This window comes from Moritella dasanensis ArB 0140 (assembly GCF_000276805.1).
GTDB classification, from domain to species: domain Bacteria; phylum Pseudomonadota; class Gammaproteobacteria; order Enterobacterales; family Moritellaceae; genus Moritella; species Moritella dasanensis.
On sequence record NZ_AKXQ01000012.1, the window covers coordinates 14,162 to 33,585 of the forward strand.

Annotated in this window: 16 protein-coding genes; 4 read left to right on the forward strand and 12 right to left on the reverse strand. The window is 41.7% G+C overall.

Annotated features, from left to right (window positions below; translation table 11 throughout):
• Positions 1-13: 13 nt before the first annotated feature.
• The 3 genes from A923_RS0111430 to A923_RS0111440 are packed head-to-tail and all read right to left on the reverse strand — an operon-like array spanning position 14 to position 2,964.
• Positions 14-1,111: an alkene reductase gene (locus tag A923_RS0111430; RefSeq protein WP_017221819.1), complete on the reverse strand. Its 1,098-nt coding sequence runs from the start codon at positions 1,109-1,111 to the stop codon at positions 14-16.
• Positions 1,112-1,121: 10 nt separating this feature from the next.
• Positions 1,122-1,751, reverse strand: coding sequence for a glutaredoxin 2 (grxB, locus tag A923_RS0111435; RefSeq protein ID WP_017221820.1), 630 nt, complete (start codon positions 1,749-1,751; stop codon positions 1,122-1,124).
• A gap of 28 nt (positions 1,752-1,779) precedes the next feature.
• Entirely contained in the window at positions 1,780-2,964 is a 1,185-nt protein-coding gene (locus A923_RS0111440) for an MFS transporter (RefSeq protein ID WP_017221821.1), read from the reverse strand.
• A 116-nt stretch (positions 2,965-3,080) separates the two neighbouring features.
• Here A923_RS0111440 and A923_RS0111445 point away from each other — a divergent pair, with 116 nt between their 5' ends.
• On the forward strand, positions 3,081-4,007 hold the full coding sequence (locus A923_RS0111445) for a LysR family transcriptional regulator (RefSeq protein ID WP_017221822.1): 927 nt from the start codon (positions 3,081-3,083) through the stop codon (positions 4,005-4,007).
• A gap of 101 nt (positions 4,008-4,108) precedes the next feature.
• On the opposite strand, the gene acuI is transcribed toward A923_RS0111445, so the two are convergent.
• From acuI to A923_RS0111465, 4 genes are all read right to left on the reverse strand, one after another.
• Entirely contained in the window at positions 4,109-5,092 is a 984-nt protein-coding gene (gene acuI / locus A923_RS0111450; RefSeq protein ID WP_017221823.1) for an acrylyl-CoA reductase (NADPH), read from the reverse strand.
• 154 nt (positions 5,093-5,246) lie between these two features.
• Positions 5,247-5,882: an acrylate utilization transcriptional regulator AcuR gene (acuR, locus tag A923_RS0111455; RefSeq protein WP_017221824.1), complete on the reverse strand. Its 636-nt coding sequence runs from the start codon at positions 5,880-5,882 to the stop codon at positions 5,247-5,249.
• 175 nt (positions 5,883-6,057) lie between these two features.
• A complete protein-coding gene (locus A923_RS0111460; protein WP_017221825.1) occupies positions 6,058-7,329 on the reverse strand; it encodes an OmpP1/FadL family transporter in 1,272 nt (423 codons plus the stop codon).
• 569 nt (positions 7,330-7,898) lie between these two features.
• Entirely contained in the window at positions 7,899-8,249 is a 351-nt protein-coding gene (locus A923_RS0111465; protein ID WP_017221826.1) for a hypothetical protein, read from the reverse strand.
• A gap of 291 nt (positions 8,250-8,540) precedes the next feature.
• On the opposite strand from A923_RS0111465, the gene A923_RS0111470 reads away from it, so the two are divergent.
• On the forward strand, positions 8,541-9,836 hold the full coding sequence (locus A923_RS0111470; RefSeq protein ID WP_017221827.1) for an NAD(P)/FAD-dependent oxidoreductase: 1,296 nt from the start codon (positions 8,541-8,543) through the stop codon (positions 9,834-9,836).
• A 161-nt stretch (positions 9,837-9,997) separates the two neighbouring features.
• On the opposite strand, the gene epmB is transcribed toward A923_RS0111470, so the two are convergent.
• The gene (gene epmB, locus A923_RS0111475) at positions 9,998-10,978 is read right to left on the reverse strand and encodes an EF-P beta-lysylation protein EpmB (protein WP_017221828.1); all 981 of its coding nucleotides are present in this window, start codon (positions 10,976-10,978) and stop codon (positions 9,998-10,000) included.
• Positions 10,979-11,055: 77 nt separating this feature from the next.
• Here epmB and efp point away from each other — a divergent pair, with 77 nt between their 5' ends.
• Positions 11,056-11,622, forward strand: coding sequence for an elongation factor P (gene efp / locus A923_RS0111480; protein WP_017221829.1), 567 nt, complete (start codon positions 11,056-11,058; stop codon positions 11,620-11,622).
• Between the two features lie 118 nt (positions 11,623-11,740).
• Positions 11,741-12,715, forward strand: a complete 975-nt coding sequence (gene epmA, locus A923_RS0111485) for an elongation factor P--(R)-beta-lysine ligase (protein WP_017221830.1) — start codon at positions 11,741-11,743, stop codon at positions 12,713-12,715.
• 72 nt (positions 12,716-12,787) lie between these two features.
• Here the strand turns inward: epmA and mscM are convergent, their stop codons facing one another.
• The 4 genes from mscM to rsgA all read right to left on the reverse strand — a co-directional run bounded on the left by mscM (position 12,788) and on the right by rsgA (position 19,300).
• Positions 12,788-16,126: a miniconductance mechanosensitive channel MscM gene (gene mscM / locus A923_RS0111490; RefSeq protein WP_017221831.1), complete on the reverse strand. Its 3,339-nt coding sequence runs from the start codon at positions 16,124-16,126 to the stop codon at positions 12,788-12,790.
• 71 nt (positions 16,127-16,197) lie between these two features.
• Entirely contained in the window at positions 16,198-17,055 is an 858-nt protein-coding gene (locus tag A923_RS0111495; protein ID WP_017221832.1) for a DMT family transporter, read from the reverse strand.
• Positions 17,056-17,206: 151 nt separating this feature from the next.
• On the reverse strand, positions 17,207-18,067 hold the full coding sequence (asd, locus tag A923_RS0111500; RefSeq protein WP_017221833.1) for an archaetidylserine decarboxylase: 861 nt from the start codon (positions 18,065-18,067) through the stop codon (positions 17,207-17,209).
• A gap of 192 nt (positions 18,068-18,259) precedes the next feature.
• Positions 18,260-19,300, reverse strand: a complete 1,041-nt coding sequence (gene rsgA, locus A923_RS0111505) for a small ribosomal subunit biogenesis GTPase RsgA (protein WP_017221834.1) — start codon at positions 19,298-19,300, stop codon at positions 18,260-18,262.
• Positions 19,301-19,424 lie beyond the last annotated feature (124 nt).

A 19,424-nucleotide genomic window follows, 5' to 3' on the forward strand; every position in this document is an offset into this window, starting at 1 on the left:
AGTCATATATTAATTAAAGCGTACTGAGTGCTGGATAATCAGTGTAGCCAAGTTCGTTACCACCAAACAACGTCGCGCCATCTAGGTCTGCGAGTTCGCTGTCGTTTTCTAAGCGTGAAACTAAATCTGGATTTGATACGAACGGACGACCGAAGGCAATTAAGTCAGCGTAACCTTTGTTTAGTACTTCATCGGCGCGTGCTTGCGTGTAGCTACCCGCAACAATGATGGTATTGGTGAACACTTCGCGTAACTCAATACGGAAGCTTTCCGGGATCACGGGGGCATCATCCCAATCTGCTTCAGATAAGTGCATGTAAGCGATATCACGATCTTGTAGCTGCTTGGATGCATCTAATATTGTTGCAACTATATCTGGGCAATCCATATCTTTAAAGGTGATAAACGGCGCAAGGCGAACACCTACTTTATCTGCCCCGATTGCAGCAATGACGGCATCAACCACTTCAAGCAGGAAGCGTAGACGGTTCTCACGCGAACCACCATAGTTATCAGTACGCTTGTTTGAGTTGGTACGTAGGAACTGATCGATAAGGTAACCATTACCACCGTGGATCTCAACCCCATCAAAACCTGCCTCTACAGCGCGTTTTGCCGCGTAAGCAAAATCGCTAATAACGCGATCTATATCGGCTTGATTCATCGCTCTAGGTTGAATGCAATCAACCATGTTGCCATTACCTTGGTCATCAGAGATCCACACTTTCGTTTCAACTGGCGCTAGCGCGGAAGGTGCGATAGGCAATTCACCTTGCTGAAATGTGGGGTGAGAAACACGACCCACATGCCATAGCTGGCAGAACATCGCAGCCCCTTGGTCGTGTGCCGCTTGAGTGATTGGTTGCCAGCCCTTTACTTGTTCGTCGGTATAAACACCAGGGGTGAAGGAATAACCTTGGGAGTCATCTGAAATCTGCGTCGCTTCAGAAATGATTAACCCAGCGGTAGCACGTTGCTTGTAATAAGTTGCCATCATCTCGTTAGGCACATTGCCTGGTTGGCTTGTTCGAGCTCGAGTCATTGGTGCCATTGCCACGCGGTTTTGTAAATCTAGATCTTTTAACGTTGTTCTCTGAAATAATTTATTCATGCTCTTTGCCTTATTTTAGTAGTTTCACATTAGTTTGTTTACTTGCTGATTCCATCCATTCTTTAATGGCAGGAGACCAGTTAATTTCAGGTGCACTGAAGAAGCCGCGGAGAATAGAAAAGACAATCGCCTCATCGACTAACTTCACGCGCTTATCAGAATTAAGGTTAAGCACCTCACCCGCTTGACGAATTAATGCTTCAACTTCTTTCGCTATCATCGGGGTGTCGGCAAGTAATGTGGCAAATTTTAATGCCTCAGTTTCTTTCTTGCTGCGCCATGCTTTTCGCGATGAATCTGTTGTGAACTCCTTAAGCCCCATGGATGACCAGCGCGGATAGCCAATCTGCTGCAGCGGTGAAAATGCTGCACGTTGCCACTCAAGTACCGCGTCAGATGGCTTGCTGGTCTCAGCTGAATCGGCAAGGGTGAGGAGGTGATTAATGATATCCAAGCTTTCAGCAATGGCTTCGCCATCACCGGTGACGAATACGGGCACTTGCTTACTGCCGATAATGTCTGTTGTTGTCTGATCATCATCATAATCAAGAGTCACAACATCAACCGCGAGGTTGAGCATGCCTGCGATGAAGCGTACACGGGCACTGAATGGGCAATGTTCATAGATATATAGTTTCATGGTTGTTTCCTTGACCAAGTGATAATGGTTATGAATTGCTAGCTAAGTTGGAACTCACGGTTTGTTCTCGTTTGTTGGCTTTGGCGATAAACAGCAAGCCAATCACAGGGATAACGACGGCAGCGTATGGGATCATGGCTGCACCTAAGTGGCTATCGAGCACCATACCACCAAGGAATCCACCAAATGCATTGGCTAAGTTGAAGGCTGAAATGTTAGCTGTTGCTGCCAGTTCTTGACCTTCACCGCCATGTTTCATCACTCTAAGCTGCATCGCCGGTACGTTGGCAAATGAGGCAATACCGAATATAAACGCGGCGATTACAAATAAGATCTTGTTATCAATGACGAGGCCAACGACCAGTAGTGACACGATCATGGCGACAGCCCAGAACATAGAAGCTTTGTTCAGGTTCTTGTCTGCAGAACGGCCACCTATAATGTTACCAATGATGAGTCCAGCACCCACAACAACCAAGATCCAAGTCACTGCATCTTGACCATAACCAGTAATGTGCATAGCGATGGGGGCAAGGTATCCGTATAACGTCATGAAACCAGACCATGCGAATGCTGTAATGGCTAAGCTGAGTAATAACATGGGATTTTTGAATGCCATCAGCTGCGCTTTAATATTTTTTGCTTCACTGTGACCCGTTGATTTTATCGAAATCAGGATGGCAACCATGGCGACAGCACCGAACGCTGCCACCGTAAAGAATGTGTTGTGCCATCCAAATTGCAAACTGATCCAAGTACCCGCCGGAACACCCAGTACATTGGCAAGCGTAAGACCTGCGAACATCTGACCTACTGCGCGACCCGCCATTTTCTCTGATACCAGGTTGGTCGCCACGACAGCACCAATCCCATAAAACGGACCTTGCACTAGGCCAGTGATCACACGGCTAACAAAGAGGAAGTTGTAAGTTGGCGCTAACGCTGACAGTACATTACCGATGATAAAGAGCAGCATCAGTCCAATAAGCACATGTTTTTTATTAAAACGTGCCAAATAAATAGTTAAGATTGGTCCACCAATGACAATGGCTAGTGCATACGCACTGATCAAGTAACCCGCTTGACCTTCAGTGATTAATAGCGATGTTGCTAATTGAGGCAGAATACCTGCAATAACAAATTCTGCGGTGCCGATTGCGAATGCGGCGAGTGTTAATATCCAAACCTGGAATGGCATTTTTTCTTTTTTCATGATTGAGTCCGTATTGTTTCCGTTGATGTGGTTATTATATTCTTTCGCTTTAATTTGATAATTGGGTAAAATGTAAAATCATTATTCGGATAAACTGAACAATAGGAGAGGGGAATATGGATAAATTTGCTGATATGGCCATGTTTGTGGGTATTGTGAAACACCATGGACTTGCTGCCGCAGGTCGTGAACTCGGTCTTTCTCCTGCGACAATGACGGCAAGGCTTCAAGCCCTTGAAGAAAGATATGGGGTGAAGCTGCTGAATCGCAGTACCCGACATGTATCTTTGACGGATTCAGGTGAGCTTTATCATAAAGCTTGTATTGAGATATTAGATAATGTCAGTGCCACTGAAAACCTTATCCAGAATGGTGTTAAAGAAGTGAAGGGTTCACTTAAAATAACAGCGCCCAAGGACATAGGTAAACAATACATTCTGCCGATATTGTCTGAGTTCTGTCTGTTGTATCCAGATGTGGTGCCGTATCTTTATTTGAATGATGATATTTCAAATATTGCGGAGTCGGGGATGGATATTGTTATTCGTTATGGTGAACTTGCTGACAGCAGCTTGATATCTCGACGACTTTCATCCAGCCAGCGGGTGTTATGTGCATCGCCAGAATACCTTGCAAAGCACGGCTCGCCATTAACGCCACAAGACTTAGTTCATCATGATTGTCTTGCTATGATCCGCAGTAATGAAGAACTTAAAACCTGGCATTTTCAAGATCAAGATAAGAAAAATGCGATAACAGTTATACCTAAGCGATTTTCAGATGATGGTGAAGTGATTCGATATTGGGCATTAGAAGGCGCGGGTATTGCGCTTAAGTCTGTTCTCGATGTGCAAGATGATATTAATAGTTTACGTCTTGTTACCGTACTTAACGACTATATGACTAATTTTAATACCTCGACGTCAGGCGCTGGTGCAGACTTGAATGTTGTCTATATCAGTAAGAAGTATCAACCGAAACGGATACGATTATTTTTGGATTTTCTGTTTGAGAGATTTAGCTGTATGACTAAAAAGCAGTAGGCACGGGTCCTACTGCTTTATACTATGGAATCAATTATTTATTCAATTACTTACTCAATGTTTGATTCCATGTTTGATTCCATGTTTGATATAATGTTGAATTATTTTTGAATATTAACCATTACACGACCACGTACTTTACCAGCCATCAAATCATGCGCTACTGCTACGGCTTCATCTAAGCTGATCTCAGTGCCGATAGATGTAAAGTCATCATCTGTTAATAAATCAGCTAAACGTGCCCACGCTTCTTCTCTGTCTGCAAGCGGACGCATTACGCTGTCGATTCCTGCTAAGGTAATACCACGTAAGATAAATGGCGCTACGCTTGCTGGGAAATCCATGCCTTGTGCTAGACCACACGCAGTCACAACACCACCGTATTTAAGACCCGCACAAACATTTGTTAGTGTGTGGCTACCAACTGAGTCAACCGCTGCTGCCCAACGTTCTTTAACCATAGGACGGCCTGGTTCAGATAATGTATTACGATCAATGATCTCTGACGCGCCTAATGCTTTTAAATAATCAGCTTCTTCAGGACGGCCTGTTGATGCGATAACGTTATAGCCAAGTTTAGACAAGAGTGTAATAGCAAAACTACCTACACCACCGTTAGCACCGGTTACTAGCACATCGCCTTTGTCTGGCGTGATGCCGTGACGTTCTAGTGCAATCACTGATAACATCGCAGTATAACCAGCAGTACCGATTGCCATTGCTTGTTTTGCTGATAAGCCAGCAGGTAGTTTGATTAACCAATCGCTATTAAGGCGGGCTTTTTCTGCAAGACCACCCCAATGTTTTTCACCCACACCGAAACCGTTTAATAATACTTGGTCGCCCGCTTTAAATTTGTCGCTATCACTTTGAGTCACAGTTCCGACTAAGTCGATACCTGGTACCATAGGGAAGCTACGTACGACAGGGCCTTTGCCTGTGATTGCTAATCCGTCTTTAAAGTTCAGAGTACTGTAAGCAACATCAATGCTTACATCACCTGCAGGCAGTTGTGATTCATCAATTGATTGTACTGACGCAGTGTATTGGTCGTCATTTTTTTCGATTAAAATACCTTTAAACATGCTTTGCTCCGAATATAGACTAGTCGTCTATTAAAATTTAAATAAAATAAACATTAATGATAATGAACGGTATATAAATAGCCGCCATATAACTGTATTAAGTTGGAAAATAATGCCTTGGTCGTTATGTGAGAACAAGGCTCATATGATCATCTTAGCTGGTGGCGATACTGGCGATAAACATCGCGATATATAAATCCAGCGGTTGCACGGACTCAACGAGTCGTGCACGCATTACCGCACCTTCCCAACCAATCCAAAAGTATTCAGCTTGCTGTGCACAGTTGATATCTTGCTTGATATCGCCTTGTTGCTGGGCTGTCTCTAAGCAGACTTGCATCTTGCTTTCCCACACGGCAAAGATGTTTTGCAGTACGAGGCGATAACTGTCGGGTAAAATAGCCACTTCTTGGCCTAAATTACCAACTAGACAGCCACGCTTAAATTCAAATTTGATTATGCCTTGCTTGGCACCATCGGCGAATTTAACAATACGCTGTAATGGTGCGATTGATTCATCTAATAAGCACTTATCAAGCTTAGCAGCAAAATAGCTAGCGTAGTTATCAATGACTGCCTGACCAAAATCTTCCTTACTTTTAAAGTAATGGTAGAAAGATCCTTTCGGTACACCGACTTTTTTTAGAATGCCGTCGATACCGGCTGCGGCAAAACCACTTTCAGTTAATACTTCCACACCACTGCGAATTAGCAATGCGCGGGTATCGGTATTTTCACGGGCTACTTTGGGTGGCCGACCTCGACGAGGTTTAGCTTTAATGTCTGTCATATTTTCCATAACGCTAATTATAGACCGACCGTCTAGTTAATTGCAATGCGCAGATGTAAGAAAGATCCTTAAACAGGATCTTTGTTGATTTGGATCAGAAAACAAAAAAGACAGCCGAGGCTGTCTTTTTAGTGCAAAGATGAACTGCTTAATGAAAAGCTGAATTAAGCTTGGATTAGAAGCTGTAGTTCATTTGTGCTGAGTAGATGTACGCATCGCCACTTGAAGTGAATTCATGCTCACTAGTACCAACGGCTTCTGTAAATGTAATTTCTTTACCAGCGACTAACGCCGCTGCGAAATCAAATGATAATGCTGGTGATGCTTTGTATGTCATACCGGCTGTATACCATTGACGATCTGTGTCTGGAATACTCAATGTTGATGCACCAGCTTGTTCATCAAATGCATAACCTGCACGTAGTATGATAGCTTCTGACAGGTAATATTCACCACCAACAGCGTAACGGCTTGAGTTACTGAAATCTTCTTTTTTCTCTAAACAAACACCTGGAGTACCAGTCGTCACATCGTAGCACTTATCACCCTCAGCAACGATATCGCCGAAGTCAGACCAAGTGCTGTACTGCCAGCTATATGATACTGCGAACTTATCGGTTAATTTGTGGTAACCAGATACCTCTAAGATTGAAGGTAGGTTAATATCTAACGTGCCATCAACAGTTTTTTGGTCTATGAATGGAAGCGCTTGAACTGGAAGTCCACTACTCGTATCACCTCTTGAAGCTGCTGATGTTGATATACCTTTGTAATCACCTTCAAGTTCAGTTTTAACTTTTGATTTGTAGCTAATGCCTAAACGGTTATTTTCATTAATTTCATATAATGCACCAAGGTTCCAACCGAAACCGTAACCATCACCTTCCATATCGGCTATATTGGCTGCGCCTGAGTTTCTTTCTAATTCAGCTGTAGCATAAACCACACTTACACCCGCACCTAAGCTTAGTTGCTCATTAATGCGATAAGAAACATTCGGGTTGAAATTGACAGTCATGATGCTTGTTGTGCCTGCCGCTGGATTTGCAGCGTAATTCGTAGGATATTCTGTACCAACACCGTAATTAGAATAAATCGCTAGACCTGCAGCCCATTGATCATTAATCGGCTGGATGTAATACATAGCAGGAACCACTTGAGATGGCGCAACATCATTAGCATTACCAGCAGCACCCATTGTGCTGCTTGTAACATCAATTTCTGGTGATACATAAGAACCCACAACTGAAAGTTGCGCTTTATCAAAAGTTGCCATTAATGCAGGGTTACGTGCAAGTGATGCTGCATTGTCGCCGATTGCTGCTTCACCAGCGAATGCGCGGCCTAGACCTGAAGCTGAATGTTCACTAACTTGGAAACCAGCTGCCTGAACTTGGCTTGCTGCAAGTAATGCTGTAACTGCTAAAGCAACTTTATTAATTCTCATGTAAACCACCCTATAAAATTAGAATTTTGAATGCGATATGTCAGTTCAAATAAAATGAACTTTTTAAATACCTATAAAACTTGTATTGAAATCTAAGCCTTTCGTATTAGATCGTAAAGGTATTTTTATCAACTTTTATGACACCTTGTTGGTTTACCTCATACTTTCTAAGTTAACAATAATTTAACCTTACTTTACTTTACGTTACAATTATTTATTAAGTATTTGTTATCATTAGTTAAAATTGCTGTTATCGATGTTTTTAGAAGCATTAAATAAAACTGCTCTGATCTGTTTGCAAATATGAAAAATATTACTAAGGGAATGTGTAAGTCGTAGAGCTAAGACTCTATAAAATAGCGCTTTTTTTACTCTTTATACCAAAAAGATATATATTTAGAGGTATCTATAATGTTTTTTATGATTTTAATGAACTATATATTTTATATGTTACATCTTTATTTGAAGGTTCCGCTAACGATTGGGTTTTAGGTTGTGCTTGAAGGGGATAAATAAAGATGCCATTCAATAGGATGAATGGCACTAGAAGCAGGCATTATTAACCTAAGCTATTCACCGATATTACTTGGCTTACTCTGTTTCTTTTCTTTTAATTGCTCAGAGAATTGACCCAGTACAGTATGCATTTGCTGTAATTTACCTAGGAATGTTGCGATCGCAACATCAAATCCGTCTTCATCTGTTTTTGGTAATGCTTGCTGATCTTCAACTAACTCTTCCATATAAGGTAGGAAGCGATTTGAATTTGCTTTAAAGCCACTGTTTTCTGCAAAGATAGCACTGAATTTACCCATTTTACGTTTGCTTAGTAACGTTAAAAAATCATCAGCTTCGATTGCTGGGTGGTAAAAGCCTTTAAGCTGTGCAGTTAACTGTTCATGAAGTTGTTGATTTGTCATAGCGCCGGGATTCTTATCGATAAATGGGTCGGTATTATATACCAAAGTGACTTCAAGATGCTATATAAGCGACGCGGCAGTGTCATTTCTGCTGTTTGTAGCTTGGCGTAAAAATGTGATCTAGCGCAATATTACTAGCTCTGCACCTAGAAATTATGTTCTAATGTCAGCTCAAAGGAATGAATGACAAGATAAGCATCGCTTAGTTGTATCAGTTAACTGTAGTTGAAAATAGCCAGTATTAAGGTTGTTGAATACCGTTAACTGATATATCTATGAGGACGTACTAAGATGAAAAAAATTCTTGTGATCGGAGGCGGTGCTGGTGGCCTTGAGCTTGCTACGCAACTGGGACGTAAATTGGGTAAAAAAGGTAAAGCACGCATTACGCTTGTTGATCGTAATAAAACCCATCTATGGAAACCGTTATTACATGAAGTGGCAACTGGTTCACTTGATACTGGTATTGACGCGTTAAGTTATGCTGCACATGCGAAGAATCAAAGTTTTGATTTTCAGCTCGGTAGTTTCTCAGGTTTAGACCGTGATACTAAAACCGTTACCCTTGCCCCTTTATATAATGACTGTAACGAATTGTTAATTGCTGAGCGAACCTTGCAATACGATTACTTGGTATTAGCGATTGGCAGTATGTGTAATGACTTTAATACCAAAGGTGTTAAAGAAAACTGCATTTTCTTAGACAGTCCAGATCAAGCACATCGTTTCCACAAAGAATTATTAAATGCATTCTTGTTGCACGGTGCTAACAAAGATAAAGACGCCAAAGTTAACATCGCGATTGTTGGCGCGGGTGCGACAGGTGTTGAGCTTTCTGCGGAATTACACAATACCGCATCACAATTATCGGCTTACGGTTTTACTAATGTAAATCAAGAGTCGTTAAACGTAACGTTAGTGGAAGCAGGCAAGAGTATTTTACCGGCATTACCAGCGCGTATTTCAGCTGCTGCGCACCATGAGTTAACTAAAATTGGTGTGGATGTGCGCACCGAAACGATGGTGACAGAAGCGAACAGTAAAGGATTAGTGACTAAAGACGGTGACGAAATTCCAGCATCGTTAATGGTATGGGCTGCAGGTATTAAAGCGCCAGACTTTATCAAAGACATTGCTGGGCTAGAAACCAATCGTATTAACCAGATCGTGGTTAAAGGTAGTTTACAAGCCAGCCGTGATGACAGTATTTTTGTGATTGGTGATTTAGCATCGTGTACTCAAGCCGATGGTTCATTTGTACCGCCGCGTGCTCAAGCTGCACACCAAATGGCGACGGTCGCATTTAAAAATATCATGACGCTGATGCAGGGTGGCTCAACGCTAAAATCATTTGTCTATCATGATCACGGTTCATTGGTATCGTTAAGTAGCTTTAGTACTGTGGGTAGCCTAATGGGTAACCTGACTAAAGGCAGCATGATGGTTGAAGGCCGTATTGCTAGAATGGTGTATATTTCATTATACCGTATGCATCAAATTGCCTTACACGGTTATGTGAAAACGGGACTGATGATGTTGGTTGGTAGTTTAAACCGCGTATTACGTCCTACGCTTAAACTACATTAATCACGATTAGATTAATGTAGTTCGGTTTAAGCGAGTGATAAGAACGTTAAAGGAATGGCCTGGTGGTCATTCCTTTTTTATTGTCTGCTCTTTATTAGACGACTTACTTAGATGTATTGTTGTTGGTTCTTGTTAAATTACTCTCGTTAAATAGCTATTTTTTAAATAGAAATAGGCGTTTTACTTTTCTCACCGCCAATCTCTCGTACTAATTTTGGCACTAAAAATCCCGGTAAACGCAATAACAGCTCATTCATGAGTGCAACGGCTTTTTCTTCCGATACTTCAAAATGACTGGCGCCTTCGACCTTATCTAATACATGCAAATAATAAGGTTGAATACGGTTATCAAACAGGCGCTCATGTAATTCCACTAAATCATCGGCATTATCATTAATGTCAGCTAATAATACGGCTTGGTTATATAAGTCAATTCCGGCAGCGGTGAGTTTCGCTAATGCCACGGGTAATTCTGCGGCTAACTCATTGGGATGGTTTATATGTAATACCACACTGCAACGCAAACTCGACTGTTTTAGCAGGGCCACGAATTCATCGGTCACACGACTCGGCATCACCACGGGTAAACGCGTATGGATGCGTAGACGCTTAAGATGCGGGATCTGTTCTAGTTGTTCAACTAACCAACCAAGTTGTTCGTCGTTGGCCATGAGCGGATCGCCGCCACTAAAAATAACCTCGATGACCTCGGGTTTAGAACGAATATAATCGATAGCCTGTTGCCATTCGTGTTTGTTATTACTATTTTCTTGATAAGGGAAATGTCGGCGAAAACAATAACGACAGTTGATCGCGCAACCACCACGAACAATAAAGAGTACCCGGTTGGTGTATTTGTGCAGTAAACCTGGCACGATTGATTCATGCTCATCAAGTGGATCTTTGATGAATCCGGCCTTTTGGATGAACTCTTGCTGCTTGGGCATGACTTGTAAAAATAGCGGGTCTTTTGGGTTGCCTTTTTCCATGCGATCCACAAACGATTGCGGTACGCGCATAGGGAATAACTGTCTTGCCGCAAAATCTGCTTGGAAAGTTGTCTCGGGAAGTTCTAGTATAAAAAGTAGCTTTCTAGGATCTGAAATGGCTCTTGCTAAGTCTTTTTTCCAATTTTCCTGCATCTTTGCTCCATTTCGGGTTATCATTTGCGGCATTATTGAACTCTAATTATTGAAATCTATTTTTTCATGAGGATAACATGGCAACATACAAAACCAGTGATTTTAAAGGCGGTTTAAAATTCATGCTTGATAATGAGCCTTGCTCTATCATCGAACATGATCATGTAAAACCAGGTAAAGGCCAAGCATTTCATCGCGTTAAAGTTCGTCGTTTAGTTTCTGGTAAAATGCTAGAAAAAACATTTAAGTCTGGCGAAACTGTTGAAGCAGCAGACGTAATGGAAATAGAATTAGCCTATCTATATAACGATGGCGAATACTTCCATTTTATGAACAATGAGTCGTTTGAGCAAGTTGAAGCTGACGTAAAAGCGGTTGGCGATACGGCTAAATGGTTAGTTGAACAAGATATCTGCGTTATTACGACGTGGAACGATAACCCAATTGCTGTTACACCTCCAAACTTTGTTGAATTGGAAGTAGTAGAAACAGATCCTGGCCTAAAAGGCGATACACAGGGTACAGGTGGTAAACCTGCAACATTGACTACAGGTGCCGTTGTTCGTGTACCTCTATTCATCCAAATCGGTGAAGTAGTTAAAGTTGATACACGTACTGGCGAATATGTTGGTCGTGTTAAATAAGTTGATTTTACGCTAACTCAATTAGCGTTAATGAACGATAAAATGCCAGTCTTTTGACTGGCATTTTAGTTTTTGGGAAACAGGTAAAACGTTTTAGGTAATGACAACCGGAGTAGATATGAGTGAATTTAATTGGCAACCGAGTGCAAGTTTTACTGCACTTCGTGCTCGGGCTAATGTATTAAATGTTATCCGTGAGTTTTTTGCGCAGCGAGATGTATTAGAAGTTGATACGCCAGCGCTGAGCCAAGCCGCCGTTACCGATGTACATTTAGCTGCATTTAGCACGCTATTTGTTGGCCCTGGTTACAGCCAAGGTCTGCCCTTATATCTGCAAACATCACCTGAATTTCATATGAAAAGATTGCTAGCAGCAGGCAGTGGTTGTATTTACCAAATGAGTAAATCGTTCCGTAATGAAGAAGCGGGGCGTCACCATAATCCCGAATTCACCATGTTGGAGTGGTACCGTATTGGTTTTGATCATTTTCAGCTTATGGATGAAATGTCTGAGTTGCTGACCCTGGTACTCGGTTCTGGTAAAGAGCAGCGTTTTACTTATCAAAATGCATTTAAGCAATTTTTACAGTTAGACCCGTTAACCGCATCGATGGATGAATTACGTCAAGCGGCAAAACCGTACGGGGTTTATGACGTGTTAGAGCATGAACCTGACCGCGACACTATCTTACAGTTATTGTTCTATGTCGGCGTAGAGAGTCAAATTGGCCAAGATGTACCGTGTTTTATTTATGACTTTCCGGCATCACAAGCAGCGCTGGCGCGTATTAGTCATAAAGATGAGCGTGTAGCAGAGCGTTTCGAAGTGTATTTTAAAGGTATTGAACTGGCGAATGGCTTTCATGAATTAGCCGATGCGCCAGAGCAATTACGCCGTTTTAAAGCGGATAATGACAAGCGTAAAACCATGGACTTACCAGAGCAACCGATCGACTATCATTTGATTGATGCGTTAACGGCGGGCTTTCCTGATTGTGCCGGTGTGGCGTTAGGTATTGACCGATTGGTTATGCTCGCGACGGATGCGAACAGTCTTGATGAGGTGATTGCCTTTCCCACCCCTCGGGCTTAAATTACCGCTATAAAAAAGGGTGAGATAACGATACGTTACTCATCCTTTTCGCTGTCGTTTAACTATCTAAAATCATTTTAAGCTACCTTTCTTCATGCTCATGATATGACTGCTATCACTGACTTTAAAACCATCTTTTACCCGTAGGTCTAATTGCGGTAGGGCAATGCGAATATTGTGCTCTTTAAAGACATGGGTAATACGGGTATTGAGTTCGTGAGTCATGGTTAAACGATGGCCCATTTCTGAAACATAACAACGTACTTCAAAGCGCAATGCATGTGGTGCGAACTCTATAAAGAATACTTCTGGTCCTGGGTTATCAAGACTCAAACTGTTTTCTTCTGCACTTTCTAATAGCAGTTTAGTCACTAACTCGATATCCGAGTCAAATTCAACGCCAATATTAATGATCACACGCGTAATGGAGTCGGACAGTGACCAGTTAATAAATTGCTCGGTGATGAACGCTTTATTCGGCACAATAATTTCTTTTCTATCCCAATCGACAATGGTCGTTGCTCGAGTTTGAATTTTACTGATACTGCCGGTTAAATCACGGATCGTCACGGTATCACCAATACGGATTGGTTTTTCAAATAAGATGATTAAACCGGATACGAAGTTAGCAAAGATTTCTTGTAAGCCGAAACCTAAACCAACGGTTAATGCGGCTACTAGCCATTGCGTTTTCGCCCAATCGACGCCTAAGAAGTTAAAACCAATAACAAAACCAATCGAGATCGTCATGTATTTGGCCAAGGTCGTAATGGCAAAACCGGTACCAGGAGAAAGGTCAAGATGCTGTAAGAACAAGAGCTCGAGTGCACCGGATAAATTACGTATTAATACCAAGGTCAGCACAAAAATGATAAGTGCTAACAGGCAGCTTTTTAACGTGATAGGGTCGACATACTCTACCCCGTTTAAGGTGCTGGAAGCATCCCACAAGGTGATCGTATCTAAGAAGATAAATGCACTTTGAATTTCGGACCAGAACAGCGCGTTTAATGCCATAAATAAGAGTGTTAACAAGGTACGTAGCAGTCCAAGCGATTGCGCACTGATTTGATCTAAATCGATTTCAGGTTCTTCGATATCAAAATGATTTTCTTGGCTGGCATTTTGCCCCCCTTTTTCAACTTCTTTCACACGCTGAGCAATAATATCGATACGTTTGGCTTTAGCACGCTCAAAAGCAAGGCGGCGTTTTTGCAAATGCATGCCGCGGCGGATCAAGTAATAACTTAATAAAAAGAATAGCCCCATTAACAGCGAAGATTCCATCTGCTTTAACAACACTTGGGCGGTATAAAGATAACCCATTATCGCCATGATCGCAGACGCCACGGGTGCCAGAATAAATGCAGTCCAAATGGTGTGATGGACAATGTGAGGCTTATCATTATTCTTTTTTTGATAGGTTAACGGTAGCTTTTCACGATACAAACGGTAATAGAATTGCACTAATGCACCACAGGTAATCACAAAAGCTAGGCGGCCGAGTGAACCGTCATAGGCTTGTTCTGGATATTGGTAACACAGCACTTGGATAATGTATGCAGGCCACGAGATGAAAAAGAGTACTTGGTAATAACCCCAAACCTTAGCGATACGGTGTTTATCTATTTTTAAATGGATCTGCAGTAGCCCTTTATGTCGAGTCAGGTTACGCATGAACAGGTAGATAACTAATAAAAATAACGAGTCTTGTAACGCATGACCAATATTGACGGCAAACGGGTATTCCCATGCGTTAATGAGTAATTCGGTCGTGACAAAAAGTGAAATCGGTAAAATTAGTGCATCTGCAAGTGAGTAGGCTAAATTACGCAGGGTATAAGCAAACTTATCTTGGGTTACTTTACCGACTTTTGGTGATGTTTCGGCAATATGCTTGGTAAAGTATTTATTTAAAGGTGTGCGTAAATAAGTCAGGCCTAGAATTAACAGTGCGGCAAGGCTTAGGGTACCAAGTGGTGTCGAGAATATAGCTTGTGGGATAGTAATGCTGTTATCGATTGAGGTAAGCCAAAGCATACTCGAAAATAGCTCGGTAATACTTTGCGTGCCCAATAAGGGAATGCTTGGAACCCAAAATAAATGCTCATCCGCTTGCTGTTTAATTTGTACTAACGTGCTATTCATTTTGCTATAACTGACTTTTAACTTTGCTTGCTCGTAAATATGGTTATCTAGGCTAGAAATCAGTTTGCTGAGTAACAGTCGACGTAATTCAATAAAGCGTAACAAGCTGGCTTGTTCTTCTGTCGTGAGTGTCTTTGTCGTTAATGGCAGACTGTCTAATTGTGTGAGCATTTTTTGATAGCGAAATCGTGATAAACGACTTTCGACAATCTCATTTTCTAGTTTGGTTAATGGCGGTTCTGTAGGGAGACTACTGACCTGCGCGCGTAAGTTTTCACCAAATGCTGAGCTTATTTTTAGCCATTCAACTTGTTCATTAAAGTTAATTAAAGTGGTAGTGAGCGCATCCACTTGTTGGCTAACGGCATGCTGCTTATCTTGAATGGTTTCGTTATTTGCTGAGACAATTTCGAGTGCGTTAGACAGTTCTTGGTTGATTTCAAGTTGCAGCTGTAAAAAAGGTGAACTAATCAGTGATGAATCATTGATCTGCTTGCTACGCGCAATCGCATCTTCGGTTTCTTTACGTAAGATGTTATTTCGTAACTCGGTCAATGTGGTGAGGTAGAGGCTAACGTCTTTTTGTTCTAATAAGTTTAAACGACGATTGAGCTGGGCTAATTCACTGCGGTTGCTGGCACTGAGCTGTTCAAGTTCCAACATTTGGATCTGAGTTGATAGTGATGACAGTTTGATTTGCAGCGAGATGCGTAAGGCTTCTTGCACAGCGTTTAAGTTGATGTCACTGCTACTGCTGCCAACTAATTTTTCGTGCTCTTTTTGAGTATCGGTTAATTGACCACGTATGTGTTCGATATCAGTCTGAAATGAACTAATCCGAATTCCGATCGTCGTGAGTTCACTACTGCGTGCCTGTTGCTGTTTTTTTAACGCTGTTTGGCTGGAGTTTTGTCTGGCAATCTCTTGCTCGACTTTATTGACTGGCCAATCACTGGCATTAGCAAAGATGACCGGTTTATAGTCGTTGATCAGTGCTCTTAAAGTTTGCGATGTGACAGGATAGTCATCAATGATATTTTGATAATTTGCCGCTGTTTGACGTGCATGGTTATCTTCGCTTAAATCTTTTAAGGCTTGTTGATAGTATTTGAGTTGTAATTTAATCGAGGGGGTCGGCTCTAGTTCTTCCAGTTGAGCAATGGTGTTATTAAGCTGCGCTTCACCATAACTAAACTGTGCCTGAACTGGCGTAATAAATAATGAAAATAGAATAAGTAAAATTACATAATTTTTAGTCATCATAATATTTCATAAGTACGGCGCATAACGTCATTGATATTAATTTATTGATTATCAATGTCGGTTATTGAGTACTATTTTTTTCCTGCATGCCAAGTTTCAAAGAGGGCGGCTGAGACCACTAATACGCCTCCGGTGATGGTGGCAGCATTGGGGATTTCACCTAAAAAGGGGATCGCTAGCAAACTACCATAAAGCGGTTGTAAGCAGGAGATAAGTCCCACTGTTTTCGCTTTTAGGTAACGTAATGCTGTAACTAGCAGTGTGTGCGGCATTGCGGTAAAGCAAATACCTAACACAACTAATAACGTCCAATTGTCATTATTTATACTCGCCAAGTCTACACTCAAAAATGGTGAAAGCATACACGCGGTTAATAATGTTTGATAAAACATTGTGTGAGGGCCGCTGTATTGCGAGAGCTTACGTTTGTAGAGAATATTTCTTAAGGTAAACAAAAATGCAGAGCTAATGCCGCTAATAATACCCAGCGTCACTTCGTTCTCTAAAGACAACTCTGGTACCAACAAGCTGATGCCGAATAACACCACACAGGCCGATAAGACATCCTGACCTTGGATCTTTTCTTTATTAAACAGCGGTTCTAAAAATACCGTCATGACAGGATAAGTGTAGAAGGCAATAAGTCCAATCGCAATGGTCGACAATTGCATGCCCAAGAAAAAGGTTACCCAATGCGCGCCTACTAATGCGGCTAATAAGATTGCCCAACCATAGTCACTCAACTTATTTAATCGCAATGGTTGTTTGGTTACTTTTAATAATAAAAGCAAGACGGTCGCGGCGATGACACAACGAATAATGGTGATATCAAGGGCGCTTAATGGAATTAGTTTGGAAAATAAAGTCGTGCCACCCAGTAATAGCGTCGCCGAGTGGAGTGCCAAAAGGCCTTGTTTACGTTCTTCCATTAATTGCTTACATCCTTGCAATGGCGAGCCAGTTCAATTGGCATTATGAGTTAGGGGATTTTTTATTTTTGTTAGTGCGGTGGCGTAAATATACCCGTTACAGCGGTGTGTAACGGGTTAATCGTGCTAATTAATGACGCGAGTTAAGCGCTTATTTAGTTTTGATACGAGCGAATGCTTCACCCATTATCGTTGGTGCTGTTGGCTGTAGTTCATCAACAAACTCAATTGCGTCTTTCGCAAACACGGCAACGATAGTTGAACCCAGTTTAAAGCGACCCATTTCTGCACCTTTTTCGATAACGATTGGTGCTTGGTTTTCATATGTCCAACGCACTATTTCTTTATTCTTCGAGGGGGCCACTGTGCCGTGCCAGATTGTTTCAATAGAAGCAACGATTGTTGCGCCAACTAATACCATGGCAAACGGACCGACTTCGGTATCAAAGATAGCGATAGCACGTTCGTTGCGGGCAAATAGGTTTGGTACATTTTGCGCTGTTAGTGGGTTTACTGAAAACAGGTCGCCCGGCGCAAAAATCATTTCTTTTAACGTGCCAGTCATTGGCATGTGAATACGATGGTAATCGCGTGGCGATAAATAGACCGTCGCAAAGTCACCATCTTCAAATTTGTTAGCGAGTTGACGATCGCCGCCAAGTAATTCACACACACTGTAGTCATGACCTTTAGCTTGAACAATACGACCTTGCGTAATTGGACCTGCTTGGCTTACTGCGCCGTCTACGGGTTGACATAACATGTTGTCGTCAGCATTGATTGGACGTACGCCTTCTTTTAACTCACGGGTAAAGAAGTCGTTAAATGTTTGGAAGTGTGCAGGATCTGAATGTTTCGCTTCATCCATGTTTACATTGTAACGCTTGATGAACCAAGTGATTACATTGGTGGTTACTTTGCCATGCGCGCCGGCTGCGAATAAACCAATAAGACGAGATAAACCGTGTTGAGGAAAGCAGTATTGGGCAATAACTTTAAGCTTGTCTAGCACCTGAGAGCCTCTTAAATAGTTGAATAATGATAATTAAATAGAATTAACGCCATTGTAACAAGTTTGACTATTGTTGTCAGAATTAGCTGTTGTCATAATTTGCGTCATGAGTTTGAGTAGATAATCGTTACCTTGCTATTTGTAGCAGCAAGATAACCTTGATTATATTTTTTATTACGTCATGAGCGCGTGTTATTTACGCACTGGAACATGACGCGTTGGGCGATTATCTAACATGGTTTCTAATATACGTAGGTAGTTGTCAAAGCGTACTTTTTTGATCTTACCTTGTTTTATCGCATCTTGTAGTGCACAACCTGGGTCGTTTTTATGCTTACAATCGCGGAAACGACATTCACCTAAGAAATCGCGAAACTCGATAAAGCCGTTCGCTATCTCTTCTGGTTTCATGTGCCACAACGAGAATTCACGTACCCCTGGTGAATCAATTAAATCACCACCTGATGGAAAGTGATATAAACGCGCAGTCGTTGTTGTGTGAGTACCCAGACCTGATTTTTCTGATACGTCACCCACTTCGACATCTAGTTCAGGCATTAATGCATTAACCAGTGATGATTTCCCTACGCCTGATTGACCAACAAAGATAGTGGTATTATCTTTTAATAGATGTTGCAACTCAGATAAACCTTTACCTTCGAGAGAGGATACTTGCCATACTTCATAGCCGATATCACGGTAAGTTTGTAGTTGTCTGTTAATGGTAAATAATTCATCAGTGGTTAATAAATCAATTTTGTTTAATAAGATCACTGGACGAATTTTTACATCTTCAGCTGCAACGATATAGCGGTCGATAATATTCGTTGAGAATTCTGGTACGACAGAGGATACGATCACAATTTGATCAATATTGGCAGCGATGGGTTTAATACCATCGTAGAAATCAGGACGTGTTAATACGGTTCTGCGTTCGTGTACTGCTTCGATAATACCAGAAATGCCTTGCAGCTGTTCATTACCTAAGCGCCAAACAACACGGTCACCCGTTACTAAGCTCGCAATAGAACGACGTAGATTACAACGGTGAATGATACCATCTTCAGCTTCTACATCCGCATGTTGACCAAAGCGGCTAATGACCACACCTTCTTGCTTTTTGCCGAGAAGAGAGTCATCCCATTCTTTTGTATCTGGCTTTTCTAGACGTTTAGTCTGGTTGCTACGTACACGACGTATTTGACCTTGGGTTAGATGTTTCTTTTTAGCCACGGGTAATTTAATTCCTGAGTTGTAACAACACGTATTGTAGTACAGCTGTTGCTGAACATCGCATTTCGAGGTCGATAAGGTATAATAACCTTAAACATACGATTACACGACAACTATTAGGATC

What these genes read in the sequence shown, in the direction of transcription:
- A923_RS0111430 (WP_017221819.1), bottom strand. Translation starts at nt 1,111, where the DNA reads ATGAATAAATTATTTCAGAGAACAACGTTAAAAGATCTAGATTTACAA.
- grxB (WP_017221820.1), bottom strand. Translation starts at nt 1,751, where the DNA reads ATGAAACTATATATCTATGAACATTGCCCATTCAGTGCCCGTGTACGC.
- A923_RS0111440 (WP_017221821.1), bottom strand. Translation starts at nt 2,964, where the DNA reads ATGAAAAAAGAAAAAATGCCATTCCAGGTTTGGATATTAACACTCGCC.
- A923_RS0111445 (WP_017221822.1), top strand. Translation starts at nt 3,081, where the DNA reads ATGGATAAATTTGCTGATATGGCCATGTTTGTGGGTATTGTGAAACAC.
- acuI (WP_017221823.1), bottom strand. Translation starts at nt 5,092, where the DNA reads ATGTTTAAAGGTATTTTAATCGAAAAAAATGACGACCAATACACTGCG.
- acuR (WP_017221824.1), bottom strand. Translation starts at nt 5,882, where the DNA reads ATGACAGACATTAAAGCTAAACCTCGTCGAGGTCGGCCACCCAAAGTA.
- A923_RS0111460 (WP_017221825.1), bottom strand. Translation starts at nt 7,329, where the DNA reads ATGAGAATTAATAAAGTTGCTTTAGCAGTTACAGCATTACTTGCAGCA.
- A923_RS0111465 (WP_017221826.1), bottom strand. Translation starts at nt 8,249, where the DNA reads ATGACAAATCAACAACTTCATGAACAGTTAACTGCACAGCTTAAAGGC.
- A923_RS0111470 (WP_017221827.1), top strand. Translation starts at nt 8,541, where the DNA reads ATGAAAAAAATTCTTGTGATCGGAGGCGGTGCTGGTGGCCTTGAGCTT.
- epmB (WP_017221828.1), bottom strand. Translation starts at nt 10,978, where the DNA reads ATGCAGGAAAATTGGAAAAAAGACTTAGCAAGAGCCATTTCAGATCCT.
- efp (WP_017221829.1), top strand. Translation starts at nt 11,056, where the DNA reads ATGGCAACATACAAAACCAGTGATTTTAAAGGCGGTTTAAAATTCATG.
- epmA (WP_017221830.1), top strand. Translation starts at nt 11,741, where the DNA reads ATGAGTGAATTTAATTGGCAACCGAGTGCAAGTTTTACTGCACTTCGT.
- mscM (WP_017221831.1), bottom strand. Translation starts at nt 16,126, where the DNA reads ATGATGACTAAAAATTATGTAATTTTACTTATTCTATTTTCATTATTT.
- A923_RS0111495 (WP_017221832.1), bottom strand. Translation starts at nt 17,055, where the DNA reads ATGGAAGAACGTAAACAAGGCCTTTTGGCACTCCACTCGGCGACGCTA.